The organism is Micromonospora sp. NPDC005367, assembly GCF_040606825.1.
In the GTDB taxonomy this organism is placed as follows: domain Bacteria; phylum Actinomycetota; class Actinomycetes; order Mycobacteriales; family Micromonosporaceae; genus Micromonospora.
The window spans coordinates 12706-37154 of sequence record NZ_JBEXFP010000015.1 but is presented as its reverse complement, the minus strand read 5'-3'; the positions used below and the strand labels follow the sequence as shown (position 1 = coordinate 37154).

Sequence of the window (24449 nt, the reverse complement as noted above, 5' to 3'; positions counted from 1 at the left end):
TCACCTTGAGAAGAGCGTGATCGGGTTGACCACGTCCGCGGTGATGGTCAGCAGCGTGAACACGCCACCGATCAGGATCACCGCGTACGTGAAGGGCATGAGCTTGAGGTAGTCGACCCGCCCGGGGTCGCGGCGACCGACCCGGGCGTAGATCCAGGAGCGGGCCCGTTCGAACCAGCTGATGGCGATGTGGCCGCCGTCGAGCGGGAGCAACGGCAGCAGGTTGAACACGCCGATGAAGAAGTTCAGCGACACGAAAAGCATGAAGAAGACCAGCCAGGCGTTGTTCTCCACCGCCTCGCCGCCGAGCCGGCTCGCGCCGACCACGCTGATCGGGGTGTCGACGTCCCGCTCCCCGCCGGTGATCGCGTCCCAAAGCGCCGGGACCTTCTGCGGGATCCGTTGCAGCGCCTGCAGGGTGCCGACGGCCATGTCCCCGGTGAAGTCGGCGGTGGCGCCGAACGCCTCGACCGGCCCGTACGTCACCCGGGTGGGCGTGCTGGGGATGAGCCCGACCCCGAGCGCGGCGACCGGGCCGACGGCGCCGTTCGGGTCGTCCAGCGGCGGCCGTTCGGTGCGCGCGAGCGTCGCCCGGGTCTCGGCCGGCTGCCCGTCACGGACGTAGCCGATGGTCGCGGTGCTGCCGGGCTGGACGCCCCGCAGCGCGACGAGCAGCTCGCCGTAGTTGTTGATCGGCTGGCCGTTGAGTGAGGTGATCCGGTCGCCGTCGTGGAGCTGGGCCTGGGCGGCGGGGCTGGCCGCGTCGCCGGGCACGCAGGCCCGGGCGGCGTTCTCCGGCACCACGCAGTCGCTGAGCGCGACGATCGCCGGCTCCTGGCGGATCTGCTCCTCCGTGCTCGGGAAGTTCGGGTTGGGCAGGCCCGCCGAGACGGCCAGGATCCAGAGAGTGACCAGGGCGAGCGCGAAGTGCGTGATCGAGCCCGCGGACATCACGATCGTCCGCTTCCAGACCGGGTAGCGCCACATGGCCCGCGGCTCGTCAGCCGGGTCGACGTCGTCGTCCTGCGGGGTCATCCCGACGATCTTGCAGAAGCCGCCGAGCGGGACACCCTTGACGCCGTACTCGGTCTCGCCCCGTTTGAACGACCAGAGGGTGGGACCGAAGCCGACGAAGTACTTGGTGACCTTCATCCCGAACGCCTTGGCGGTGATCATGTGCCCCGCCTCGTGCAGGCTCACCGAGATGAGGATCGCCAGGGCGAAGAGCACCACCCCGAGCAGGTATGCCATCAAGCTCCTTCCACCGCCGCGGCGATGATCTCCTGCGCATGCGTACGCGCCCACGACTCGGCCGCGAGCACGTCCTCGACGGTACCTGGTTCGCCGAAGTCCGGAGCGTCGTCCAGCACCCTCGCGACGGTGTCCACGATGCCGAGGAAGGGCAGCCGGCCGGCCACGAACGCGGCCACACACTCCTCGTTCGCCGCGTTGTACACGGCCGGGCGACAGCAGCCGGCCTGGCCGGCCGCCTTGGCCAGGGCGACCGCCGGGAACGCCTCGTCGTCGAGCGGAGCGAACTCCCACGTGTGGCTGGTCGTCCAGTCGACCGCGGCGGCCGCGTCGGGCACCCGGTCCGGCCAGCCGAGGCCCAGGGCGATCGGCAGCCGCATGTCCGGCGGGCTCGCCTGCGCGAGGGTGGAGCCGTCGACGAACTCGACCATCGAGTGGATCACCGACTGCGGGTGCACCATCACCGCGATGTCGGCGTACGGGACGTCGAACAGCTCGTGCGCCTCGATCACCTCGAGCGCCTTGTTGACCATCGTCGCGGAGTTGATCGTGACGACCGGTCCCATGTTCCAGGTCGGGTGCGCCAGCGCCTGCTCGGGTGTGACCCGGGTCAACTCGTCGCGCCGCTTGCCCCGGAACGGGCCGCCGCTCGCCGTGACGACCAGCCGGCGCACCTCGCCCCGGGTACCGCCGCGCAGGCACTGGGCGAGCGCGGAGTGCTCCGAGTCGACCGGCACGATCTGTCCCGCCCGGGTCACCGCGGCCTTGACCAGCTGGCCGCCGGCCACCAGCGACTCCTTGTTGGCGAGCGCGAGCGTACGGCCGGCGCGCAGCGCCGCGAGGGTCGGCGCCAGCCCGAGCGAGCCGACCACGCCGTTGAGAACCACGTCACAGGGCCACTGGGCCAGCTCGGCCATCGAGTCCGGCCCAGCGATGATCTTGGGTAGCTTGAAGTCGCCGCTGGCCCAGCCACGCCGGCTGGCCTCGGAGTAGAAGGCGAGCTGGAGATCCTGGGCGGCGGATGCCTTCGCCACGCCGACCGCCTCGACACCGAGTTCGAGGGCCTGGGCGGCGAGCAGCTCGACGTTGCCGCCGCCCGCGCCGAGTGCCACCACCCGGAACCGCTCGGGATTGCGCCGGACGATGTCGATGGCCTGCGTGCCGATCGAGCCGGTCGACCCGAGCAGGACGAGTTCTCGCGCGGAAGTCACCCGGCCATTCTTCCCCAGCCGCGCTGTACGTCCGCTGAGAGCCTCAATCTTCCCTGCTGACCTGCTCCGGAGCTGTCGGCGCGACCCGACACGGCCGGACACGGCCCACGGCCCGACACGGCCCACGGCCGGACACGGCGACGATGATCGACACGAGGTCACGGAAGTCGGGGCATCGGCGGCCTTGGGACACCGCGACTTCAATGAAGTCGAGCGGGCGGGAGGGCTCCGGCGGGAAGCAGGCCCCGGCCACCCAGAAAACCTACGAGCGTGTCCAGGTCGGACGGGGTCAGCCCGGCGATCGGAACCGGAATGACCTGCTGCCGATTGACCTTGAGCAGCAGCTGGCCGGGGATCGGCTCGACCGACTCCAGCGCCTCCCAGCGGATCAGGCTCTCCATCAGCGCCGAACCCATTCGCACGCCTTCGTCGGAGAACTGCCAGGCGATCGGGATGCCGTACAGCTTCCAGCTCGCCCGGACCCCGCCGCGTACGAGCAACGACGGCACGGCCCAGAAGATGACCGCTCCCAGCAGCCAACCCACCGCCACCACCGGCTCGTCGCTGAGGAGCAGGGCGACCGCGGCCGGCAGGAGCAGGATGAAGCCGCAGGCCGCGAAGAGGCGAAGGGCCGCGCGCATCGTGCGGCGCAACGCCACCGCCAACAGACGCCGGTCCGGCTGCGTCTCAAAACTGATCATCACGGCCGCCGACGATACGGGGCCACGTCGTCGCCACCGCCCTGCAGGCCTCCGCCTCGGGCCACGGATCGGACCGCACGCTGGTGCCCCTCCCGGCGATCACCGCAAGCCGAGCCCGCACGCGCAATGCCATGACAGTTGCCGGGCGCGGCAGTCGCTTCTTCGCACCTCACACCTCTGCGTAGTCTCCGATCGCGACATCGTGCAGCAGATTGCACCAGAATGCCGGATCTTCGTCGAAAACCGGGTCATCAATATCGAGCAATGCGCGACCCAGCTCCGCGCTGATCAGCTCGAGTTCCTCCTGGGACGTCTCACCATCCCCCGTACGGGCATCGCCGGCTGAACTTTGAGATGCAGCCGGTGAACGCCTCCGGCGACGCGTTGACATGCCCGATTCCGTCGTCCCCACGAAGGGTCAAGATCACAAGCTCACCCGTGTCGACGTCGACACAGTACGAACCGAAATTGTCATCACCGTCACTACCGATGATGATGAAGTCACGACCCTCGGCAGTACATGAGCGCGCATCAACGGGATGGAACGGCGGACTCGTTCGAGGAAGACCCTGGTTCGACAGGTAGGAACGGGCAGCCGGCTCCCGGATCAACGAGAGCAGATGCTCGTCGTAACGAAATCGGGACTGCGACTCATTAGCTTCTAGACATATATCCGCCGCTGCCTCTCCAAAAATCTTCCTGATCGCCTCACCCTGCGTCTTCCTCGAGGCGGCACCGACAGCCGACGGAAGCCCCGGAACACCCTATGCCTGCTGAATCTCAGAAAGCTGCTCCGTCGTAATACCACGTACGCCGTCGGGCTCCCCGCGCCGAATCAACTCCGCCGACTCCACAATCGTGTGGTCCTGACCGGTCGCGGTACGAACCGTAATGCCGCCGATTCTCGCCTTGAACTGAGCTATGGCGTTCCACAGCTGAACGGCCGGAGGATCAGGAAGTCCTTCGGCTGAGCCAACCGGCGCTCGCCGGCGGAAGCCACTACCTGGTGGACGCGGACCGGCGGCGCTCCCCGCCTGTCGGAGCGTCGGACTCACGCAGGCCGTAACGGCGGTAGACCCGGCCCAGTGGGCCCGGGGCCCACCAGTTCCACCGGCCGAGCAGCCGCATAGTGGCCGGCACCAGCGGCGCCCGGACCAGCGTCGCGTCGACCACGATCGCCACGATCATGCCGACCCCGATCAGCTTGATGTACGCCATGCTGCCGCTCGCGAAGCCGGCCACCACGACGATCAGCAGAAGCGCGGCAGCGGTGATGATGCGTCCGGTTCGCTGAAGCCCCGCGGCCACCGAGGCCGTGTTGTCGCCGGTGCGATCCCACTCCTCGCGCACCCGGGAGAGCAGGAACACCTCGTAGGGCGGCGGATCGGACCAGGGGACCGGTGTCGACGCCGCGCTGACACCGGGGCTGGGCACGCGGGCGGGCACCCCGTCGACCGACCGCGTCGACCCCCGCGCGGTCGGCCCCTACCGGTTGCCTGAGGCGGAACGCGCAACACTGCGCCACCGGGCGGACGAGGCGCTGCGCTGCCTCCGGACCAGGGCGAAGATGGAGGCCACGGTCGTGGACGGGCCGAGTGGGCGGCCCCGGATCGACACCCCCGGAACGGACCTGACCGGCAGCGCGCTCTGTGCCGATTCCCGTGCGGCGCTGGAGGCGTCGACGCCCATCGAGCGCAAGGCCCTGGCCCAGCTCAACGCCCTGGTGAAAACCTGCCTGGCCCGCCGGCACCTGCCCGAGGTGCGGATCGCCCCCGACTGGACGTGGCCGTGGGCGCCCGGCCCCACCGGCCCGAAGCCCGACGCCGAGCTGGACCAGGAGGAAAGTCGCGCCGTACGGGCGTGCGTCGGGAGCAGCCGGCGGGAGCAACTCCTGCCGTACGTCGCGCCACCGGCGCTGGGCTCGACCTTCACGCTCCGGCTGCCGACCGGTTCCGAGCGGGCGGAATCGGACCCCCGCTAGGTTAGGCTGCCGCGGCATGAGCAGTGAACTTCCCGCCCGCGCCGACGTCGTGGTCGTCGGTGCCGGGCACAACGGCCTGGTCTCCGCCATCCTGCTGGCCCGCGCCGGGCTGGACGTGCTGGTGCTAGAAGCGGCGGACATGATCGGCGGCGCGACCCGCACCGAGAACCCGTTCCCGAAGGTGCCCGGGTTGCGCCACTCCACCGGTTCCTACCTGCTCGGGCTGATGCCTCCGGAGCTGCTCGCCACCCTCGACGTGCGGATCCCGGTGCTGCGCCGCGACCCGCACTACTTCCTGCCCACGCCGGGCGGGCTGGGGTCGCCGTACCTGCTCTTCGGCAGCGACACCGCGGCCACCCGCGCCCAGCTCACCGAGCACTTCTCCGCGGCCGACGTGGCCGCCGACGACGCCCTCCAGGCCGAACTGGCCGCACTGCGGGACGATCTCGCGCCGGCCTGGCTGGCCGAGCCGCTACCGGTCGAGGAGACCGCCGAGCGGTACGTCCGACCGGCGCTGCGGCAGGTCTTCGTGGACCTGGTCCGCGGCTCGGTCGCCGACTACCTGGCCCGCTTCGAGTTCCGCTCCGAGCTGCTGGTCAGCATGTACGCGGTCACCGACGGCCTCTCCGGGCTGAACGCCGGGCCCGACGACCCCGGCACCGGGCACAACTTCCTGGTGCACAACATGTGCCGGCTTCCCGGGTCCGGCGGCACCTGGATGATCGCCGAGGGTGGCATGGGCACCGTCTCGCGTACCTTCGCCGACGCTGCCCGGGCCGCCGGGGCGCGGATCCTGACCGACGCGCCGGTCCAGGCGATCACGCTCGACGGCGGCGCGGCGAGCGGCGTGGTCCTGGCCGACGGCCGGGAGGTGGCCGCCCGGGTGGTGCTCGGCGCCTGCGATCCGTACCGGCTGATGGGCCTGCTCCCCGACGGCGCGCTCCCAGCGCCGCTCGGCGAGCGGATGGCGGCGGTCCGGCGCACCGGGAGCACGCTCAAGCTGAACCTGGCGTTGACCGGGCTGCCGCGCTTCTCCTGCCTGCCGGCGGACGCGCCCAGCCCGTTCGGCTCGACAATCCACCTGCTGCCCGGCTCGGCCTCACTGGTCGGCGGGGGCGGCGAGCCGCCGATGGCGGCGCTGCGCGCCATGTGGGACGACGTACGGGCGGGGCGGCTGCCGGAGGAGCCGACCATCGAGTGGTACCTGCACACCACCGTCGACCCGTCGCTCTCCGACGCCGGGGGGCACCACTCGTCGGCGCTCTTCGTCCAGTCGGTGCCGTACGACCTGGCGGGCACGACGTGGGAGGCGGCGCTGCCCGGCTATGTGGAGAAGCTCGTCGCGATATGCGAGCGGTACGCGCCGGGCACCGGCGACCTGATCGCGGACGCCGTGCCGCTGCCGCCGCCCGGCATCGAGGAGCACTTCGGCATCACCGGCGGTCATATCCACCACGTGGACAACACGGTCTCCTTCACCGACCGGATGCCCTACGCGACAGGTGTCGACGGCGTGTACGCGGGCAGCGCCGGCTGCCACCCGGCCGGCAGCGTGATCGGCGCGGCCGGCCACAACGCCGCCCACCGCATCCTCCACGACCTAACCCGCTAACCCCCCACCCCAACCTCACTCACCCGCGTGATCGTGAAGTTGTTGCCGTCCGTCACGGCGCGTCGCGACAACAACTTCATGGTCAACGCGGGAGTCCAGGGTGCTCCGACGCGGGAGTCCGGGGTGCTCCGACGCGGGAGTCCGGGGTGCTCCGACGCGGGAGTCCGGGGTGCTCCGACGCGGGAGTCCGGGGTCCGGTTGGGGTGGTCAGCGGGCGTAGGAGGGTAGGTCGCCGGGGCCGCGGATCAGGTAGACGCCGACCAGCAGCAGATAGAGGATCAGGCTGAGGATCGGGTTGACGAAGACGAAGGCGAACGCGATCAGGTAGAGCAGCGGCCCGAGCAGGAATCGACGGGCGACCGCCTGGGCCAGCCGCGGATCGAGGTCGGCGTGCAGCAGGCCGCGGCGGCGAGCCCACCACCAGCTCAGGTTGAAGAAGAGGGCCTCGCCGAGCACCGCACTGACGTAGAGCCCGGCGCTGAGCCGCTGGTCGGCGGCGCTACCGCGCAGGTGGTCCGCGAGCAGGTCCGCGGCGAACGGGATGGCCGCCACGAAGAGCAGCAGGGCAAGGTTGAACACGAGCAACACCTGGTCACCCGGACCACGTACCGCCACATGTTGTGGTGGGTGAGCCAGACCTGACCGACGATCGCAAACGTGATCACGTACGCGAGGTAGGCCGGCCATTCGTGCCGGAGCGCCCCGACCAGGCCCGACCCGTGGCTGCGGGCCGGGCCGAGTTGGAGCAGGTCGACCGCCATCAGCGTCAGCACGATCGCGATGACCGCGTCGCTGAACGCCTCCACCCGGGACGCGTCCCGGGCCATCTCACGGTCCCGTCCGTACCGGTACCGTGACTCGTCGTCCCCCTCGGTCACGCCCCGCTCCCGCCGATCATGAAGTTGTGGCGTCCGCTACGAACGGCTCACCACATGTCCATGTTCGCCCGGACAGGGCGCGACGGGACCGGAATCAGCTCGCGGCTTCGGGGGTCGGGGCAGCGTCTGCGCGATGCGCACGGATCTTGTGGCCGACGCTGGTGAGGCAACGGCCGCTGGCCAGGTCGAACCGCCAACCGTGCAGCTGGCAGGTGAGCTGATCCCCCTCGACGATGCCGAACCGGCTCAGGTCCGCCTTCAGGTGCGGGCAGCGCCGCTGCACGACCCAGTCGCCGATGGTGATGTCCTCCGCGTCGACGGCCCGCTCGTGCTCGTCGTACCAGCCTTCGGCGTACTGGAGCCGCTCCTCCGAGAGGCACTTGAAGAACGCGTAGACGAACTCGTTGTACTGCCCGATCCGCGCCGCCGAGAAGCGGCACGACAGGAAGAGCGAGTTGACCCAGTCCACCTCGCCGCTGTGCAGCAGCTGCTCGATCAGCGCCCGCTCGGTCCGGAACCGGTAGCGGACCTTCTCGTCCGCGTACGGCCGGACCTCCTTGCCCGGGAAGTCCACCACGATCGACTCGACGCTGGTGCCGTCGTAGCCCACCAGGTCGAAGCGGACCGGGCCGCCGACCCCCTTCGCCAGGTAGATCGACTCGTCCAGCAACGGCTCGATGCGACGCTTCATCTCACCGAGCACGTCGACCTCGGGGTGCCGCCAGGACGCCTTCTCCGCCTCGATGATCGGGCGCTTGCGCTCCCGCATCTCCTCCAGGTGGGCGACCTTGTTCGCGAAGAACTCCTCGACCGGAACCGGGTGGGTCGTGGTCGCGTCCTCGGTGGTGACCTCGGCGACGCTGCCCGGCAGCAACACGATGCCGTTGGTGCCGCCGACCTTGGCGTACTCGGCCAGGAACACCGACTGGTCGGGGAAGATGTTCCCCTCGTCGCCGAAGATGTCGTTGAACTGCCACAGCTCGTCGTCGAGGAAGCACGGCGGGCCGGCGATCGGGAAGACGTGGTCGGCCTTCAGGTCGTCGATGTAACGCCAGGTGCGGTCGAACTGCCGGTCCCGCTTCTGCTTGCCGAACGCGGTCTTGGCCGCCTGGGGCAGCTCGTAGACCATCGGGTACCAGATCGCGCCGGAGAACTGGAGCAGGTGCGCGTGCACGTGACCCAGCTTCGCGAAGACGCTCAGGTCGGTGGGTCGGGCGTCGTTCTGGTTGAGCAGCCGCACCCCGTCGTACTCGACCCAGAGGGACGAGTCACCGATCGGCCCGTCGGTCGGGCTGGTCAACGCCTGGATCATGACCTTGAGGCCACCGGGCAGCTCGACGACCTGCTCGTTCGGGGCTTTGATGAACTTGGTGAAGCCCAGCGCCCGGAACTCGTCCTCCATCTCCGAGGTGGGGAACTCGGGGAGCAGCACGGTCGCGTCCTTCGAGACGAAGTCACGCAGGTGCTTCGCGTCGAAGTGGTCCCGGTGCAGGTGGGAGACGTACAGGTAGTCGACCTGGCCGAGGGTCTCCCAGTCGAGCTGCGAGTTGTCGGGGAACGGGAACCAGGAGGCGAAGTAGGCCGGATTGACCCACGGGTCGCACAGGATGCTGCCCGCGGCCGTGTCGATCCGCATGCTGGCGTGCCCGGTACCGGTCACTCGCACCGCAGTTTCCCCCTCAAAAAGACGTATCAAGGTGTACGCCAAACGCTACCGGAGTGACTGCGGCCCCCGGTCCGCGACGCCGGTAGTGCCGTGCCGTCCGCCGGCTGGACGCTCCGGTCACTCTCGGCCGGCCGCCGGTCGTCGGTCCCCCCGCTCCGTACGCACCCTTGAGTGACGTCCGGCGGCCCTCACGGGTCACGCGTGCCCCCGTTCAGGTCGGACCCTGCGCCGCGGCCGGTACGGGGCGTGCCAGACTAACCGGAGATCCGATCGCGAGGGAAGGACCGACAGTGGCAGGAAGTGAGCCGGTAACCGCGCCAGATCAGCACAAGCCCGGGCACCGCAAGTCCGCACGGATCGGGGCGGTGCTGTCGGCGGCGGTGTTGGTGATCATGGCGTTCTGCGGCAACCACGAGGGCAAGGTCGAGGAGATCTGGCTGGTCGGCCTGGCCGCACTGCTTCTGGCCATCGTCATCGGCGACGCCGTGTTGCGTCGCGCCGGCCTGCGGTCCTGACCCGGCGCCGGCGGCGGGTCCACCCGGTGTGACCATGCGCGAGGGCCCGCCCTTCCCGATCGGGTAGGGCGGGCCCTCGTCGTGCGCGGCGTGGCCGTTCGGGCCACCTGCTGCTCGCGGGCGTCAGCGGCCGAAGAGGATGTCCTGCACGTCCTTGAGCGCGGCGTCGACCTCCGCCTCGAAGTAGCCGCCGGGCACCAGGCCGAAACGCAGGGTGTCCAGGTCCTTCGGGTTCACCGGCATCTGATTGCGGCCGGCCATCCCGCCGAGCAGGCTCTCGAAGAACCGGTCGACCTGGTCCGGGTCGTACCCGCTGCCGAAGCGGCGCACCTGGAAGCTGCGGCGGATCTGGTCGACCCGGTAGAGGTCGCTCCCGGGCGGACCGGCCATCGGCGGACCACCCATCGGGGGGCCGCCGACCGGGGGGCCGGCCATGGGCGGCGGACCGGGCACGGCCGGCGGGCCACCCATCGGCGCTCCACCGAAGCCCTGCTGAGGCATCGGCGGGCCGGCCGGACCACGACGCATGTCACGGGGATCCCGCTCGGGCATCATCTCGCGCGGATCCCGCTCGGGCATCATCTCGCGCGGATCCCGCTCGGGCATCATCTCGCGCGGATCCCGCTCGGGCATCCGGATCTCGGCGGTCATGTCGGGGCGGGCGCGTCGGCCGGCCTCGAAGCCGTCGAAGCGTGGCTCCTCCGGGCCGTACCCGCTCGGAGCCGAGGGCAGGCCGCGCTGCGGAAGGGGTGCACCGCCCGGGCCACCGGGGCCCATCGGCATGCCGGGGCCGGCCGGTGGGCGCGGACCGTCGTACCCACCGCGTGGGGCGTCGTACCCGCCGGAGAAGGCGCCGGTCGGCTCGTCGTAGCGCCCGTAACGATCGGTGGGCGGGCCGGCCTGCGCGGGCATCGGCCGGGGCGGCTGCGGGACCGGAGGCATGCCCCGCTCGTCACGCATCGGCGGACCCATCCGATCCGGGGGGGCCATCCGGTCGGGCGGACCCATCCGGTCAGGGGGACCCATCCGGTCGGGCGGACCCATCCGGTCGGGCGGACCCATCCGGTCGGGCGGACCCATCCGGTCAGGGGGACCCATCCGGTCAGGGGGACCCATCCGGTCAGGGGGACCCATCCGGTCAGGGGGACCCATCCGGTCAGGCGGACCCATCCGATCCGGCATGCCGAGCCGGTCGCCCATGCCGGAGTCCCCGCCGCGCCCCGGTACGCCGCCGCGCTCCTCCATCTCGGCCAGCTGGCGCTCGACCCGGTCGAGGTGCAGGTCGACCTGCCACTCGTCGTAGCCGTTGAAGCGGACCCGGAAGACGACGTCGTGGACCTCCTGGGAGGCCACGGGCGCGCCCACCGGCTGGCCGGCGAGCGTCGCCTCCACCCGGTCGAGGAAGGCGTCCACCTCGTCGACCTTGTATCCCCGGCGGACCGCCTTACGCCGGAAGCGCTGACCCTGACTCGCCACTATGTCTCCTGGTTTCCTTCGCCCCGCCTGGTCACGCCGATGCCGCTGCGGCGCGGTCGATGTCGCTGTCCTCCGCGGCGGCGAGCTGCCCACACGCGCCGTCGATCTCGCGCCCTCGGGTGTCCCGCACCGTGGTGGACACCCCGGCGGCGCGCAGGCGCCGAACGAACTCACGCTCGACCGGCTTCGGGCTCGCGTCCCAGCGGCTGCCCGGCGTCGGGTTGAGCGGAATGAGATTCACATGGGCCAACTTGCCGGCCAGCAGCCGCCCGAGCAGGTCGGCACGCCACGGCTGGTCGTTCACGTCCTTGATCATTGCGTACTCGATCGACACGCGGCGTCCCGTCCGGGCGGCGTAGTCCCACGCTGCGTCCAGCACCTCGGCTACCTTCCAGCGCTGGTTGACCGGCACCAGTTCATCGCGCAGATCATCATCGGGGGCGTGCAACGACAGCGCAAGGGTCACAGAGAGGTCTTCGCTGGCCAGTCGGCGGATGGCCGGCACCAGACCGACCGTGGAGACGGTGATGTGCCGCTGGGACAGGCCGAGCCCTTCCGGGGCCGGGGCAACCAGCCGGCGGATCGCCGCGACCACCCGGGAGTAGTTGGCCAGCGGCTCGCCCATGCCCATGAAGACCACGTGCGACAGGCGGGCCGGGGACCCGGCCACCGCGCCGGAAGCGGCCACGCCGGCGAGGTAGACGGCCTGGTCGACGATCTCCGCCGTGGAGAGGTTGCGAGTCAACCCCGCCTGGCCGGTGGCGCAGAACGGGCAGGCCATGCCGCAGCCGGCCTGGCTGGAGATGCAGACGGTCACCCGGTCCTGGTAGCCCATCAGCACGCTCTCCACGAGCGATCCGTCGTGCAGCCGCCACAAGGCCTTACGGGTTGCGCCGTCGTCGCAGGTCAGCTCCCGAACCGAGGTGAGCAGCCGGGGCATCAGCCGGTCGGCCAGCCGTTCCCGGGTGGCGGCGGGCAGGTCGGTCATCAGCTGCGGATCACGGACCAGCCGGCCGAAGTAGTGGTTGGAGATCTGCTTCGCGCGGAACGCCGGCTCGCCGAGCTCGGCGACGAGCGCCTGGCGGCCCGCCAGGTCGAGGTCGGCGAGGTGCTGCTGGGGCATGGCGGCGCGACGCGCGGGCTTGTCGGGCGCGGTGGGGATCAAGGGCAGGCTCGTCATGGCGGGTCCAGTCTGTCACGCCGAACGGCGTGCGCACCTGTCCGGAGGTGCCGAACCGACCCCGACCCTCTGGTCAGGGCACCGACGGCACGGCGGCGCACCCCGCCGACGGCACGGCGACGCACCCCGCCGGCGCCCCGCGAACTCACCCGGCCACCGGCACCAGGACGGCCAGCAGCAGATACGCGACCGGCACCGCGAAGAGAATCGAGTCGAGCCGGTCCATCAGCCCGCCGTGCCCGGGCAGGAGGTTGCTCATGTCCTTCACTCCGAGGTCCCGCTTGATCATCGACTCGGCGAGATCGCCGAGGACCGCGACGCAGGAGACGGCGACACCGAAGAGCGCGCCCCACCACGGGGCCACGTCGAACACCTGCCAGATCAGCAGCGCGCTGCCGAGCGCCGCGGCCGTCAGAGACCCACCGAAGCCCTCCCAGGACTTCTTCGGGCTGACCGAGGGGGCCATCGGATGCTTACCCAGGAAGACGCCCGCGGCGTACCCGCCGGTGTCGGAGAGCACCACCGCGATCAGGGTGGCCAGGATCCGCCACGGACCGTCGTCGGGCGCCGCCGCCAGCAACGCCGCGAACCCGCCGAGGAACGGCACGTAGACCGCGACCAGGGTGGCCGCGGTCAGATCACGCTGGTAGCCACCGGGACCGTCCCCCAGCCGCCAGATCATCGTGCCGAGCACGGTGACCAGCAGGCCCAGGCTGAGCGCGTCCGGGCCGGCGAACCAGGCCAGCCCCACGGTGAGCGCTCCGCCGGCGATCAGCGGCACCAGTGGCGGGTTCGCGCCGCTGCGCCGTACCGCCCGGGCCAGTTCCCAGACACCCACGGACACGGCGGCGACGATCACCGCCAGGAACGATGGCGGGTAGAGGAAGAGCGTCAGCAGGATGACGGCGCCGAGCCCGAGGCCGACGCCGATCGCGGCCGGCAGGTTGCGGCCGGCCCGGCCGGACGCCTGCTGGGTGGCGGGACGGTCCGCGCTGGCCCGCCGCTTGCCGGGCCCCCGCCGGCCTCGGGGCGGTTCCGGCTCGGGATCCGGGTCGGCGGTGATCTCCGCCCGGATCGGCTCGAGCTGCGCCGTCGGGAAGCCGGAGTCGTCGTCGTACCGGGCGGGGCCGCCAGTCGGATCGACGTCGTACCGTCCGGCCGGTTCGTCGGGATACCCGCGCTCGTCGGGACGACGGGGTTCGTCGTACCGCTCCCGGTGCGGGTCGCGGCCACGGTCCTCGTACCGGTCAGGGTGCGGATCGTCGTACCGGTCAGGGTGCGGATCCTCGCCGTACCGCTCCCGGTAGGGGTCGGGCCGGTAGGGGTCGGCGTCGCCGTACGGGTCGGGCCGGCGGCCCTGGTACGGGTCCCGCTCACCGGTGCGCTGCGGTCCACCTCGGTCCGGGCGCGACGGGCCCGGGTGCTGCCCGTCGTCGTACGGATCCGGCGGGTACGGCCTGCCACGGTCGTCGTACGGGTCAGCGTGCGGCCGGGAGCGGGAGCGCGGCTCGGCGTGCAGCTCCGAACCGGCGCCGGGGTTTCGCGCCCACTGCCCCGGATCGATCTCCGGATCCGGCCACGGCAGGGCCACCGGCCGTTCCGGCCGGTCCCAGCCTCGGGGCTCAGCGCCGCCGTAGGGGTCGAGGTGGGACATCACGCACCGCGACGCGGCACGAGGACCACCACATGACGCAAGACCACAAGCATCCCCTACACACGTACGACTGTTCCTTCGGATTGACCGGCCCGACGGGCGGTCGATCCCCGACGGTCACCGTCAGGTGGCCGGGAATCGTGCCGAGCCTACTGCACCGGCCGCCCGGGCACGGCGGACGAGGCTCGGGCCGACCTGGCGTCGCCGCCGGGCCGATGGCCGCCGCGGAGGGGCGAGGCTGACCCGCCGGACCATCGTCAGGCCGCCACCGCAGTCGCCGATCCGACTCCTGGCGTGCGCGATCAGGTACTGACGCCGACACCGTCCCATGGTCCGCTGTACCTGTTCCAGCCGCCTTTCCAAGAGGAGGCGTACCCGGCGACCTCGGTCATCGGCACCGCCCGAAACTGCCCCACCGGCGACTACCTGCTGCCGGCTTCGCTGGTGCAGCACGGTCTGCCGACGCTCTGGGCCACCTCGGGGCGTGGCGCCGCCGAGGTTCGGTGCGACGGCGGCACGGCGAGCTCTCGATGGGCTTCACCCGGCTCGATCCGGTGTTGCGCGCCGGTCGGGCCACCGTACAGTTCGCCCTGCGCGACGCGTACACCAGCGAGCAGTTGACCGAGACCACGAGGACCGTCCGGATCCCCTGCTGACGTACGCGACGAGGCCCGTTCCCACGTCGGGAACGGGCCTCGGATCACCTGCGGTGCCCGGCGGGTGGGGCGATCACACCTCGAGCAGCTCGGTTTCCTTGTGCTTGATCAGTTCGTCGACGGTCGCCACGAAGCGCTGGGTGAGGTCGTCCAGCTCCTTCTCGGCACGGCGGCCCTCGTCCTCGCCGGCCTCGCCATCCTTGACGATCCGGTCCAGCTCCTCCTTGCCGCGGCGGCGCACGTTGCGGATCGCCACCTTGGCTTCCTCACCCTTGTGCCGGGCCACCTTGATCATGTCGCGGCGGCGCTCCTCGGTCATCTGCGGGAGCACGATGCGCAGCTGGCTGCCCTCGTTGCTCGGGTTCACCCCGAGGTCCGAGTCGCGGATCGCCTTCTCCATGGCGTTGAGCTGCGAGGTGTCGTACGGCTTGATGATGGCCATGCGCGGCTCGGGGATCGCGACGGAGGCCATCTGGGTCAGCGGAGTGGGCGTGCCGTAGTAGTCGATGATCACCTTGGAGAACATGGCCGGATTCGCCCGGCCGGTCCGGATCGCGCCGAACTCCTCCTTCGCGTGCTCGATCGCACGCTCCATCTTCTCCTCGGCCTCGAGGAGGGTGTCGTCGATCACCGGTCTCCTCGCCTCCTTCTGTTGCTCGTGGTGGGCTCTGCTGTGTGTCGGAGGACCGCTGCCGTCGCCGGAGGGCGACCGCTCAGGCGGTGATCAAGGTGCCGATCTTGTCGCCACCGACGGCGCGCACGATGGTGTCCTCCCCCTGCGCGCCGAATACCAGCATCGGCAGGCCGTTCTCCATGCAGAGGCTGAACGCCGCCGCGTCCGCCACGCGAAGGTTGCGGCGCAGCACCTCGGAGAAGGTGATCGAGTCGAACTTGCTGGCGGTGGCGTCGATCCGCGGGTCGGCGGTGTACACACCGTCGACGCCGTTCTTGCTCATCAGGACCACGTCGGCGTGGATCTCCAGCGCGCGCTGCGCGGCGACCGTGTCGGTGGAGAAGTACGGCATGCCGGCGCCGGCGCCGAAGATGACCACTCGTCCCTTCTCCAGGTGCCGGATGGCACGCAGCGGGATGTACGGCTCGGCGACCTGGGCCATGGTGATGGCGCTCTGCACCCGGGTCTCGATCCCCTCCTTCTCCAGGAAGTCCTGGAGAGCGAGACAGTTCATCACCGTGCCGAGCATGCCCATGTAGTCGGCGCGAGCCCGGTCCATGCCGCGCTTCTGCAGCTCGGCGCCGCGGAAGAAGTTGCCGCCACCGACCACCACCGAGACCTGCACGCCTCGACGAACCACCGTGGCGATCTGTCGCGCGATGGCCTGGACGACGTCCGGGTCGACCCCGATCGCGCCACCGCCGAAGACCTCGCCGGAGAGCTTGAGCACCACCCGACGAGCCCGGCCAGGCGGCGGGGCGGTGGGGTCTTCCACCGCCAGCGTCCGGTCATTCACAACCTGCGTCATCCGACCCGCCCTCTCCCACACCGGCGCGCCGTGCGCCGCGTACCGCCGAAACTGCCGTTGCCGACCCTATGGGACGAGGAGGCCGCGGTGCCTGTCACGTACACCGGCGACCTCCTCGTCGACGTTCCCTACCCACGGGCGCCGAGGCGCCCGGTGGCGGCTCAGGCCTGGCCGACCTCGAACCGCACGAAGCGGGTGACCTCGATGCCGGCCTCGGCCAGCACCTGCTTCACCGACTTCTTGTTGTCAGTGACCGACGACTGCTCCAGCAGGACGAAGTCCTTGAAGAAGGAGTTCACCCGGCCCTCCACGATCTTCGGCAGAGCCGCCTCGGGCTTGTTCTCCTCGCGGGCGGTCTGCTCGGCGATGCGCCGCTCGGAATCGACGACGTCGGCCGGCACCTCGTCACGGGTCAGGTACTGCGGCCGCATCGCGGCGATCTGCATGGCCACGCCACGCGCGTCGGCGTCGCCGGCCTCGTCGGTCTTGCCGGCGTACTGGACCAGGACGCCGACCGCCGGGGGCAGGTCCTGGGCCTTGCGGTGCAGGTAGACGGCGGTGGTGCCGTCGAGCTTGACGAACCGCTTGAGGACCAGCTTCTCGCCGATCTTGGCCGACTGCTCCTGGATCAGTTCGGCGACGGTCTTACCGTCCAGCTCGCTGGCGAGCAGCTCCTCGGCGTTGCTGACACCGGCCCGGACACCGTGCTCGACCAGCCGCTGGGCCAGCGTGATGAACGATTCGGTCTTGGCCACGAAGTCGGTCTCGCAGTTGAGCTCGAGCAGCGCCTGGCCGGAGTGCGCGATCAGACCGTTGGCGGCCGTGCGACCGGCCCGCTTGCCGACGTCCTTGGCGCCCTTGACGCGCAGGATCTCGACGGCCTTGTCGAAGTCGCCCTCGGCCTCGGTCAGCGCCTTCTTGCTGTCCATCATGCCGGCGCCGGTGAGGTCGCGGAGCTTCTTGACGTCCGCGGCGGTGAATTGGGACATGGCTCTCTCTTCGATGTTGAGACGACGTGTGGATGGTCGGAGGGGCCGATTACCCGGATCCGGGCCGAATGTGCCCGCCCGGGCGGCCGCTGCCCGCCGCCGATACGGAACCGACGGCGAGGCAGCGACGTACGGTCACTCGGCGGCGGTGGCCGCCGCCGGCTGCTCCTGCTCGGCGGCGGTGGCCGCCGCCGGCTGCTCCTGCTCGTCGGCCTTCTTCGGCTGCTCGAGCAGCTCGCGCTCCCACTCGGCCAGCGGCTCGTCGGAGGCGACACCCGGCTCGGGCTTCTCGTCGGTGCCGCGGCGACGGCCGGAGCGGGCGATCAGACCGTCCGCGACGGCGGCGGCGACGACCTTGGTCAGCAGCTCGGCCGAGCGGATCGCGTCGTCGTTGCCCGGGATCGGGAAGTCGACCTCGTCCGGGTCGCAGTTGGTGTCGAGCACCGCGATCACCGGGATGCCCAGCTTGCGGGCCTCGTCGACGGCGATGTGCTCCTTCTTGGTGTCGACCACCCAGATCGCGGCCGGGAGCTTCTGCATGTCCCGCAGACCACCCAGGGTGCGGGTCAGCTTCCCCTTCTCGCGGGAGAGCTGCAGGGTCTCCTTCTTGGTGTAACCGGCGGCGGTGCCGCTCAGGTCACCGAGAGCCTCCAGCTCCTTCATCCGCTGCAGCCGCTTGTACACGGTCTGGAAGTTGGTCAGCATGCCACCGAGCCAGCGGTGGTTCACGTACGGCTGGCCGACCCGGGTCGCCTGCTCGGAGATCGCCTCCTGGGCCTGCTTCTTGGTGCCGACGAAGAGGATGCTGCCGCCCTCTGCGACGGTGCCGCGCACGAAGTCGTACGCCTTCTCGATGTAGTCGAGAGTCTGGCGCAGGTCGATGATGTAGATGCCGTTGCGCTCGGTCATGATGAAGCGCTTCATCTTCGGGTTCCAGCGGCGGGTCTGGTGCCCGAAGTGGACACCGCTCTCCAGCAGCTGACGCATGGTCACGACGGCCATGGTTGGGGTACTCCTCAAGGTCCCTGGTTGTCACGCCCGGCCGGTGGCCGGGCGTCCTGGCGCCTGGTCGCCGGCCCATGGTGGACCCGACCAAGATCGGGACCAGGGAGGCCGTCGCCCCACGACGAACCGTGGAGAGGGCACGCGAGGTCGACCGCGCGAGGCGGTCGCCAGTCGACCAGTGTACGCCCCCTGCCCGCCCCACGGCCCGCGGGTGCGCGGCCGCAGCCGCGCGAAGGTCCGATGCGCTGAGGCGGATCAGCCGGCCGCGAGCGCGGCCGCCACGAAGAGCACCAGGGCCACGGTCAGGTAGGCCGTCGGCGGCCGCAGCCAGCCCCGACTCCCCTCGGCCAGGGACAATCCACCGGTACGGAGCCCGTACAGCCCGATCGCGAAGATCGGCAGGCCGGCCACCAGGAAGGTTCCCGCGACCACGTTCCCGGCGGAGACCGGGTCTCCGGTCACTCCGTCGGCGAGCAACCGCAATGCCGGCGCCTCGAAGACCACGACCAGCAGCGCGAAGAAGATGGCCAGAACCGGACGGCGCGTCCGGTAGACCCCGTCGCCGGTCGGGCGCCCCGCGTCCGGCAGGCCACCCGACGGGTACGCCGGAGAATCGGCTCGCGGCGCGACGGGCGGCATCACGCCCGTCGGCATATCCAGCGGGTGCGGCGGCTCCGCCGCCCGGTTGGGATCCACGATCGGATAGCCGCCCAACGGAGACGGCTGCACCGGGTCGGCGGACTCGGCCGGGCCGGCCGTCACAGCCTCCCGCGCCACGTCCGAGCCCGTACTCTCCCGGGCGGCCCGCCGTCCGGTCGACTCACCGGAGACGTCCACGGCGGCGGCCTCCCGCGCCGCCCGACGTCCGGTCAGCTCACCGGAGACGTCCGTGTCCGTACCGGCCCGCGCGACGCGGTCCGCCCGGCGGCCGGCGGAATCCACCCGTTCGTCCCCGGCCGCACCGGCCGCACCGGCCGCACCGGCCGCACCGAAGGGTGCCACCTCGTCCTCCGACCGCACGGCCTCGCCGAACCGGCCCGGCTCGTCGGGCAGGCGCGGGTTGACCGGGAACCGGGTGGACTGGTCGTCCGCGCGCGCCGCCGCACCGAAACGTGCCGGATCGTCGTTTTCGCGCTGACCCACCGGCAACCGCACCGGCTCGCCCGCGGCGCTGAACCGCTCCGGCTCGACAACGGCCCGTCGCCGGGGTTCCCGCTCGGTGACGCCGAACCCCGGGTCCGTCGTCCCGAACCGGGCGTCGGCCTGGTCGACCCGACCACCGTCGGCGTCCACCGCCGGGAAACGCAGGGATTCGGACCCGGTCGAGCCGAACCGGCCGGTCTCCGACTCGGCCGCCGCCAACCGGCCGGAATCGCTCTCCGCCGTGCTACCCCGCCCCGGCCGGTCGGATGCACCGAACCGGGCGGGCTCGGTGTCCGCACCGAAACGGGCCGGCTCGCGGTACCCGGCGCCGTCGCCGTACCGGGGCTCCTCGGCGGCACCGCGCTGCTCCGGTACGCGGACCTCCTCGTCCCGGTGGCGCTCGTCCGGGCCGGGCCACTCCGGCTCGTAGCCGCGGTCGCGCTCGTCGGCGTACCAGCGCAATTCCTGATCGTCGGGGAAGCTCCGTCGTCCGTCCACGTCCGGCACCGTATGCGACCCGGTTCGACCGCCGTCAGCCCACCCCGGTCCGTCGACTTGCCGACGTGCACCATCGGCAGCTGCCACTCGCCACCGGCAGCAGCGGCTCGACCGACGGTCGCCATAACACGGGGACGGCTTGATCGTCCGGCTGTCCACAGCGGCAGGGTCGTCCACAGCCAGGCCGGCGAAGGGTCGCCGAACCCGGTCGCGAGGCGGCATCGTCCCGGCCCATGACGACGCGGAACCAGGCGGTCGGCGCGTACGGCGAGCGGTGCGCCCTCCGGCACCTGATCGGAGCGGGACTACGCCCGGTCACCCGAAACTGGCGCTGCCCGGCCGGTGAGATCGACATCATCGCCTGGGACGGCCCGGTACTCGCCTTCTGTGAGGTGAAGACCCGACGGGGCGGCAAGTTCGGCAGCCCGGCGGAGGCGGTCGTACCGGCCAAGGCCCGTCGGCTGCGTGGCCTCGCCGCCCGCTGGCTGGCGCAGACCGGCACGACGGCCGACGAGATCCGCTTCGACGTGCTCTCGGTACGGCTCGCCGACGCCGGCCCGGCTCGCGTCGAGCACCTGAAGGGCGCGTTCTGAGATGGCCGGTCGTGCCGTACGGACGGGTGCTGCCCGGTGAGTTACGCGAAGGTGCTCTGCGTGGGGCTGGTCGGGATGGCCGGTCACCTCGTGGAGGTGGAGGCCGACCTGGCCGCCGGACTGCCGGCGGTGGTGATCTCCGGGCTACCGGACACCGCGCTGCACGAGGCCCGCGACCGAGTACGCGCGGCGGTGGTCAACTCGGGTCAGCGCTGGCCCAACCGGCGAATCACGTTGAACCTGCTACCGGCCACTCTGCCGAAGTTCGGCTCGGCGTTCGACCTGGCTATCGCGGCGGCTCTGCTCGGCGGATCGGGTGAGCTTCCGCTGCTCCCCCTGGAGCGGATGGTGGTCCTCGGCGAGCTGGGTCTGGACGGGACCGTCCGACCGGTGCGCGGGGTGCTGCCGATGGTCGCCGCGGCGGCCCGGGCCGGGATCGAGCGGGTGATCGTCCCGGTGGGGAACGCGGCCGAGGCGGCCGTCATCCCCGGCGTGCGGGTACGCGCCGTCGACACGCTGCACCGGCTGGTCTCCTTCGTACGCGACGGGTCCCCGTTGATCGAGCCGCCCGTCGCCGACCAGCCGCCGGTCGGCGACGGGCCCGATCTGGCCGACGTGGCCGGGCAGCAGCTGGGCAGACGAGCCCTCGAGGTCGCCGCCGCCGGCGGGCACCACCTGGCGCTGCTCGGGCCGCCGGGCGCCGGCAAGACCATGCTCGCCGAGCGCCTTCCGTCGATCCTGCCCGAGCTGGACGACGACGCCGCGTTGGAGGTCACCGCGCTGCACTCCATCGCCGGGCTGCTCCCGCCCGGGGGTCGGCTGCTGCGCCGTCCCCCGTTCCAGGCACCGCATCACACGGCGACCGTGCCGTCGCTGGTCGGCGGGGGCTCCGGGCTCGCCCGTCCGGGCGCGGTGTCGCTGGCCCATCGCGGGGTGCTCTTCCTCGACGAGGCACCGGAGTTCAGCAAGGGCGCCCTGGAGGCGCTGCGCCAGCCGCTGGAGCACGGCCGGGTCCAACTCGCGCGCAGCCGGGGCGGCACCGAGTACCCGGCGCTGACGCAACTGGTGCTGGCCGCCAATCCCTGCCCGTGCGCGAAGCCGGCCGGCGACGCGTACTGCGAGTGCAGCCCGCTCGCCCGCCGGCGATACCTCGGCCGGCTCTCCGGGCCGCTGCTGGACCGGATCGACGTGCAGGTGCAGTTGCCGGCGGTACGAGCCGCCGAGCTGATGGCCGGTGAGGGAGACCGGGAGTCGTCGGCGGCGGTGGCACGCCGCGTGGCGACCGCCCGAGACGCGGCCGCCGAGCGGTGGGCCGGGCTCGGTCACCGACTCAACGGGCAGGTCCCCGGGCCGGACCTGCGCCGGCCACCGTGGCGGCTGCCCGGGTCCGACACGGCGGAGTTACGCGCCCGGCTCGACTCCGGCTCGCTCTCGGCGCGGGGCTTCGACCGGGTCATCCGGCTGGCCTGGACCATCGCGGACCTGGACGGGCGGTCTCGGCCGGTCCGGGACGACGTGCTCGAGGCCATTCAACTGCGGACGGGAGATGCGACATGAGCCAGCGAATCATCGAGTTCGGTGCGGACGTGCCTCACACGGGCACGCGGTGCAGCGGAGTACGGGCATGAGCGAGCGAATCGCCAAGCTCGGTCCGGACGTGCCTCATACCGGCGCGGCGGCGGAGCGGAGTGCCGGCACGAGCGAACGTGAGGAACGGACGCTGGCCCGGATCGCGCTGGCCTGGCTCACCGAGCCGGGCACCCGGTCGGTGTATCAACTGGTGAACGAGCTCGGCCCGGTGGCCGCGCTGGAGCTGCTTCTCGATGGTGGCGCGCCGGACCGGAAGCTGCGCGCCGCAGTGGCCGCCCGGGTCGCCGGGGACGACCCGCGCGCCTTCGCGGCCGAGGCGGTGCAACGCACGGCGCGACTCGGCGCGCGCATCGTCACGCCGGAGCACGAGGAGTGGCCGGCGCGCCTGGTCGACCTGCGCCGCCTCCACCTGGCCGAAGCTCAGCGCCGGGTGGACACGGAGACGGCACCGCCGCTCTGCTTCTGGGTACGTGGCTCGTGGCCGCTGGCCGAGGCGCTGGAGCGTTCGGTGGCCGTGGTGGGTGCCCGGGCCGCCACCGGCTACGGCACGTACGTCGCCACCGAGCTCGGCTACGGGTTGGCGGACCGGGGCTGGACGGTGGTCTCCGGCGGCGCGTTCGGTATCGATGCCGCCGCGCACCGGGGATCGCTCAACGCCGGCGGCCTCACCGTGGCGGTGCTCGCCTGCGGCGTGGACCGGCCGTACCCGATGGGCAACGCGGCGCTCTTCGAGCGGATCGCCGACACCGGACTGCTGGTGAGCGAGTGGGCACCCGGCTCCGAGCCGCTGCGGCCCCGGTTCCTCATCCGCAATCGGGTCATCGCCGCCGGGACGGTCGGGACGGTGGTCGTGGAGGCGTCGGCGCGCAGCGGCGCGACCCAGACCGCGCACCGGGCCCTCGCCATCGATCGTCCGACCATGGCGGTGCCGGGTCCGGTCACGTCGGCGATGTCCGTCGGCGCCCACGAGCTGCTGCGGGAGCACTCGAAGACGCGCCTGGTCACCGGCGTGGCGCACGTCTTGGAGGAGGTCGGTCGGATCGGCGTGGACCTGGCCCCTCCAGCACGCGGGCCGGGCCGCCCCCTCGACACGCTCGACGACGACGCCGGATCGGTGCTGGAGGCGATGCCCCGCCGCGGCACGGTGGGTTTGGAGCGACTGGCGGCTCGGGCCGGCGTGGACGTCCGGACGGCGATGCGAAAGCTGTCCCTGCTCGAAGAACTCGCCATGGTGGTCCGCCGCGAGGACGGCTACGCGCTGGCTCGCCCGCCCCGGTCAACGGCCGAGCGTCCCGCGGGCCCGTAGGCTGTGCGCCATGCCAGCCGACGACCGGCCCGCGGCGAGCGGTGGTGCCCCGCGCCGAGGTGGTGCGGCGGCGAGCCGTGCGGCACGAGGCACCCGGGCGGTCCACCAGGCGCTGCCTCCTCCGCTACGCGACGCCGTCGACGACTTCGCCGATCACCTGGCCCAGGTCCGTAACCGCTCCGCGCACACCGTGCGGGCGTACGTCACCGACGTGGTGTCGCTCCTCGACCACGCCGCGCGGATGGGTTGCGTCGACGTCGCGACCGTGGACCTGGCCGTGCTGCGCAGTTGGTTGGCGCGGCTGCGGACGGCCGGTGCCGCCCGCACCTCGCTGGCACGGCGGGCCGCTTCAGCCCGGGTGTTCAGTGCCTGGGCGCACCGGTCCGGCCTGCTACCGGCCGACGTGGGCGCCATGCTGGCCAGCCCGCGGGCGCACCGGGAGCTACCCGGCGTGCTCCGCGCCGATCAGGCGGCCGCGCTGGTCGAGGCCCCAGGTCGAGTCGCTGGCGGTGACGGCGTCGATGATCCTCTGCTGTCTCGGGACCGGGCGCTGCTGGAGCTGCTCTACGGCACCGGCGTACGGGTCAGCGAGGCGTGCGGACTGGACCTCGCCGACATCGACCACGGGCGGCGGGTGATCCGGGTGCTCGGCAAGGGCGGCCGGGAACGGGCCGTGCCGTACGGGGTGCCTGCCCAACGCGCGCTCGACGAGTGGGTACGCCACGGCCGCCCGGCGCTGGCCGCACCGCACTCGCAGGACGCGCTGTTCCTCGGCGCGCGCGGCGGTCGGCTCAACCCGACGACGGCGCGCCGGATCGTCGGCGGCTACGCGGACGCGGCGGACCTTCCCCGGACCAGTCCGCACGGGCTGCGCCACTCGGCGGCCACCCATCTGTTGGAGGGCGGTGCGGATCTGCGTGCGGTGCAGGAGCTGCTCGGTCACTCCTCGCTGGCCAGCACACAGATCTACACGCACGTCTCGGTGGAGCGGCTGCGCTCCGCCTACCGCCAGGCCCACCCGCGCGCCTGACCGATCGCCGCCGTCGATGATCCACCCACCGTT

The 24449-nt window shown here is 71.7% G+C and carries 22 protein-coding genes and 1 pseudogene; 9 read left to right on the top strand and 14 right to left on the bottom strand.

What is annotated here, in order from left to right; genetic code table 11:
- From ABZS42_RS13280 to ABZS42_RS13270, 3 genes are all read right to left on the bottom strand, one after another.
- Complete coding sequence (locus tag ABZS42_RS13280) at positions 1–1251, bottom strand: site-2 protease family protein (protein WP_355144824.1); 1251 nt, start codon at positions 1249–1251, stop codon at positions 1–3.
- Positions 1251–2462 carry a 1-deoxy-D-xylulose-5-phosphate reductoisomerase gene (gene dxr / locus ABZS42_RS13275; protein ID WP_355144822.1) on the bottom strand — a complete coding sequence of 404 codons (1212 nt, stop codon included), beginning with the start codon at positions 2460–2462 and terminating at the stop codon, positions 1251–1253. Before dxr ends, ABZS42_RS13280 begins: the two co-directional genes overlap by 1 nt.
- Before the next feature lie 200 nt (positions 2463–2662).
- Positions 2663–3163 carry a YcxB family protein gene (locus ABZS42_RS13270; RefSeq protein ID WP_355144971.1) on the bottom strand — a complete coding sequence of 167 codons (501 nt, stop codon included), beginning with the start codon at positions 3161–3163 and terminating at the stop codon, positions 2663–2665.
- A gap of 202 nt (positions 3164–3365) precedes the next feature.
- Here ABZS42_RS13270 and ABZS42_RS13265 point away from each other — a divergent pair, with 202 nt between their 5' ends.
- Positions 3366–3509 carry a hypothetical protein gene (locus tag ABZS42_RS13265; RefSeq protein ID WP_355144820.1) on the top strand — a complete coding sequence of 48 codons (144 nt, stop codon included), beginning with the start codon at positions 3366–3368 and terminating at the stop codon, positions 3507–3509.
- A gap of 653 nt (positions 3510–4162) precedes the next feature.
- On the opposite strand, the gene ABZS42_RS13260 is transcribed toward ABZS42_RS13265, so the two are convergent.
- Positions 4163–4597, bottom strand: a complete 435-nt coding sequence (locus tag ABZS42_RS13260; protein ID WP_355144818.1) for an MMPL family transporter — start codon at positions 4595–4597, stop codon at positions 4163–4165.
- Between the two features lie 133 nt (positions 4598–4730).
- Here ABZS42_RS13260 and ABZS42_RS13255 point away from each other — a divergent pair, with 133 nt between their 5' ends.
- Entirely contained in the window at positions 4731–5144 is a 414-nt protein-coding gene (locus tag ABZS42_RS13255; RefSeq protein WP_355144816.1) for a hypothetical protein, read from the top strand.
- Between the two features lie 16 nt (positions 5145–5160).
- Positions 5161–6756: an NAD(P)/FAD-dependent oxidoreductase gene (locus ABZS42_RS13250; RefSeq protein WP_355144814.1), complete on the top strand. Its 1596-nt coding sequence runs from the start codon at positions 5161–5163 to the stop codon at positions 6754–6756.
- 207 nt (positions 6757–6963) lie between these two features.
- On the opposite strand, the pseudogene ABZS42_RS13245 reads toward ABZS42_RS13250, so the two are convergent.
- Both ABZS42_RS13245 and ABZS42_RS13240 read right to left on the bottom strand, forming a co-directional pair.
- Positions 6964–7583: pseudogene (locus ABZS42_RS13245) on the bottom strand (TMEM175 family protein).
- Positions 7584–7728: 145 nt separating this feature from the next.
- Entirely contained in the window at positions 7729–9300 is a 1572-nt protein-coding gene (locus tag ABZS42_RS13240; protein ID WP_355144812.1) for a Rieske 2Fe-2S domain-containing protein, read from the bottom strand.
- A 290-nt stretch (positions 9301–9590) separates the two neighbouring features.
- On the opposite strand from ABZS42_RS13240, the gene ABZS42_RS13235 reads away from it, so the two are divergent.
- On the top strand, positions 9591–9815 hold the full coding sequence (locus tag ABZS42_RS13235) for a DUF2631 domain-containing protein (RefSeq protein WP_355144810.1): 225 nt from the start codon (positions 9591–9593) through the stop codon (positions 9813–9815).
- Positions 9816–9938: 123 nt separating this feature from the next.
- Here the strand turns inward: ABZS42_RS13235 and ABZS42_RS13230 are convergent, their stop codons facing one another.
- The 3 genes from ABZS42_RS13230 to ABZS42_RS13220 form a co-directional block, all read right to left on the bottom strand.
- Positions 9939–11291 (bottom strand): DivIVA domain-containing protein, encoded by a 1353-nt coding sequence (locus ABZS42_RS13230; RefSeq protein WP_355144808.1) that lies wholly within the window; start codon positions 11289–11291, stop codon positions 9939–9941.
- 31 nt (positions 11292–11322) lie between these two features.
- The gene (gene rlmN, locus ABZS42_RS13225) at positions 11323–12471 is read right to left on the bottom strand and encodes a 23S rRNA (adenine(2503)-C(2))-methyltransferase RlmN (protein ID WP_355144806.1); all 1149 of its coding nucleotides are present in this window, start codon (positions 12469–12471) and stop codon (positions 11323–11325) included.
- A gap of 145 nt (positions 12472–12616) precedes the next feature.
- The gene (locus ABZS42_RS13220; RefSeq protein ID WP_355144804.1) at positions 12617–14125 is read right to left on the bottom strand and encodes a phosphatidate cytidylyltransferase; all 1509 of its coding nucleotides are present in this window, start codon (positions 14123–14125) and stop codon (positions 12617–12619) included.
- A 503-nt stretch (positions 14126–14628) separates the two neighbouring features.
- On the opposite strand from ABZS42_RS13220, the gene ABZS42_RS13215 reads away from it, so the two are divergent.
- Complete coding sequence (locus ABZS42_RS13215) at positions 14629–14781, top strand: hypothetical protein (protein WP_355144802.1); 153 nt, start codon at positions 14629–14631, stop codon at positions 14779–14781.
- Between the two features lie 73 nt (positions 14782–14854).
- Here ABZS42_RS13215 and frr read toward each other — a convergent pair whose 3' ends face one another.
- From frr to ABZS42_RS13190, 5 genes are all read right to left on the bottom strand, one after another.
- Positions 14855–15412, bottom strand: a complete 558-nt coding sequence (gene frr / locus ABZS42_RS13210; protein WP_355144800.1) for a ribosome recycling factor — start codon at positions 15410–15412, stop codon at positions 14855–14857.
- An 82-nt stretch (positions 15413–15494) separates the two neighbouring features.
- Positions 15495–16262, bottom strand: coding sequence for a UMP kinase (gene pyrH / locus ABZS42_RS13205; protein ID WP_355144799.1), 768 nt, complete (start codon positions 16260–16262; stop codon positions 15495–15497).
- Between the two features lie 161 nt (positions 16263–16423).
- Complete coding sequence (gene tsf / locus ABZS42_RS13200) at positions 16424–17251, bottom strand: translation elongation factor Ts (protein WP_355144797.1); 828 nt, start codon at positions 17249–17251, stop codon at positions 16424–16426.
- A 135-nt stretch (positions 17252–17386) separates the two neighbouring features.
- Entirely contained in the window at positions 17387–18253 is an 867-nt protein-coding gene (rpsB, locus tag ABZS42_RS13195; RefSeq protein WP_355144795.1) for a 30S ribosomal protein S2, read from the bottom strand.
- Between the two features lie 258 nt (positions 18254–18511).
- On the bottom strand, positions 18512–19897 hold the full coding sequence (locus ABZS42_RS13190; RefSeq protein ID WP_355144793.1) for a hypothetical protein: 1386 nt from the start codon (positions 19895–19897) through the stop codon (positions 18512–18514).
- 233 nt (positions 19898–20130) lie between these two features.
- On the opposite strand from ABZS42_RS13190, the gene ABZS42_RS13185 reads away from it, so the two are divergent.
- The 4 genes from ABZS42_RS13185 to ABZS42_RS13170 all read left to right on the top strand — a co-directional run bounded on the left by ABZS42_RS13185 (position 20131) and on the right by ABZS42_RS13170 (position 24416).
- A complete protein-coding gene (locus ABZS42_RS13185; protein WP_355144791.1) occupies positions 20131–20490 on the top strand; it encodes a YraN family protein in 360 nt (119 codons plus the stop codon).
- A 36-nt stretch (positions 20491–20526) separates the two neighbouring features.
- Positions 20527–22047, top strand: a complete 1521-nt coding sequence (locus tag ABZS42_RS13180) for a YifB family Mg chelatase-like AAA ATPase (protein WP_355144789.1) — start codon at positions 20527–20529, stop codon at positions 22045–22047.
- A 67-nt stretch (positions 22048–22114) separates the two neighbouring features.
- Positions 22115–23386, top strand: a complete 1272-nt coding sequence (locus ABZS42_RS13175; protein ID WP_355144787.1) for a DNA-processing protein DprA — start codon at positions 22115–22117, stop codon at positions 23384–23386.
- Between the two features lie 10 nt (positions 23387–23396).
- A complete protein-coding gene (locus ABZS42_RS13170; protein WP_355144785.1) occupies positions 23397–24416 on the top strand; it encodes a tyrosine recombinase XerC in 1020 nt (339 codons plus the stop codon).
- Positions 24417–24449: the final 33 nt, after the last annotated feature.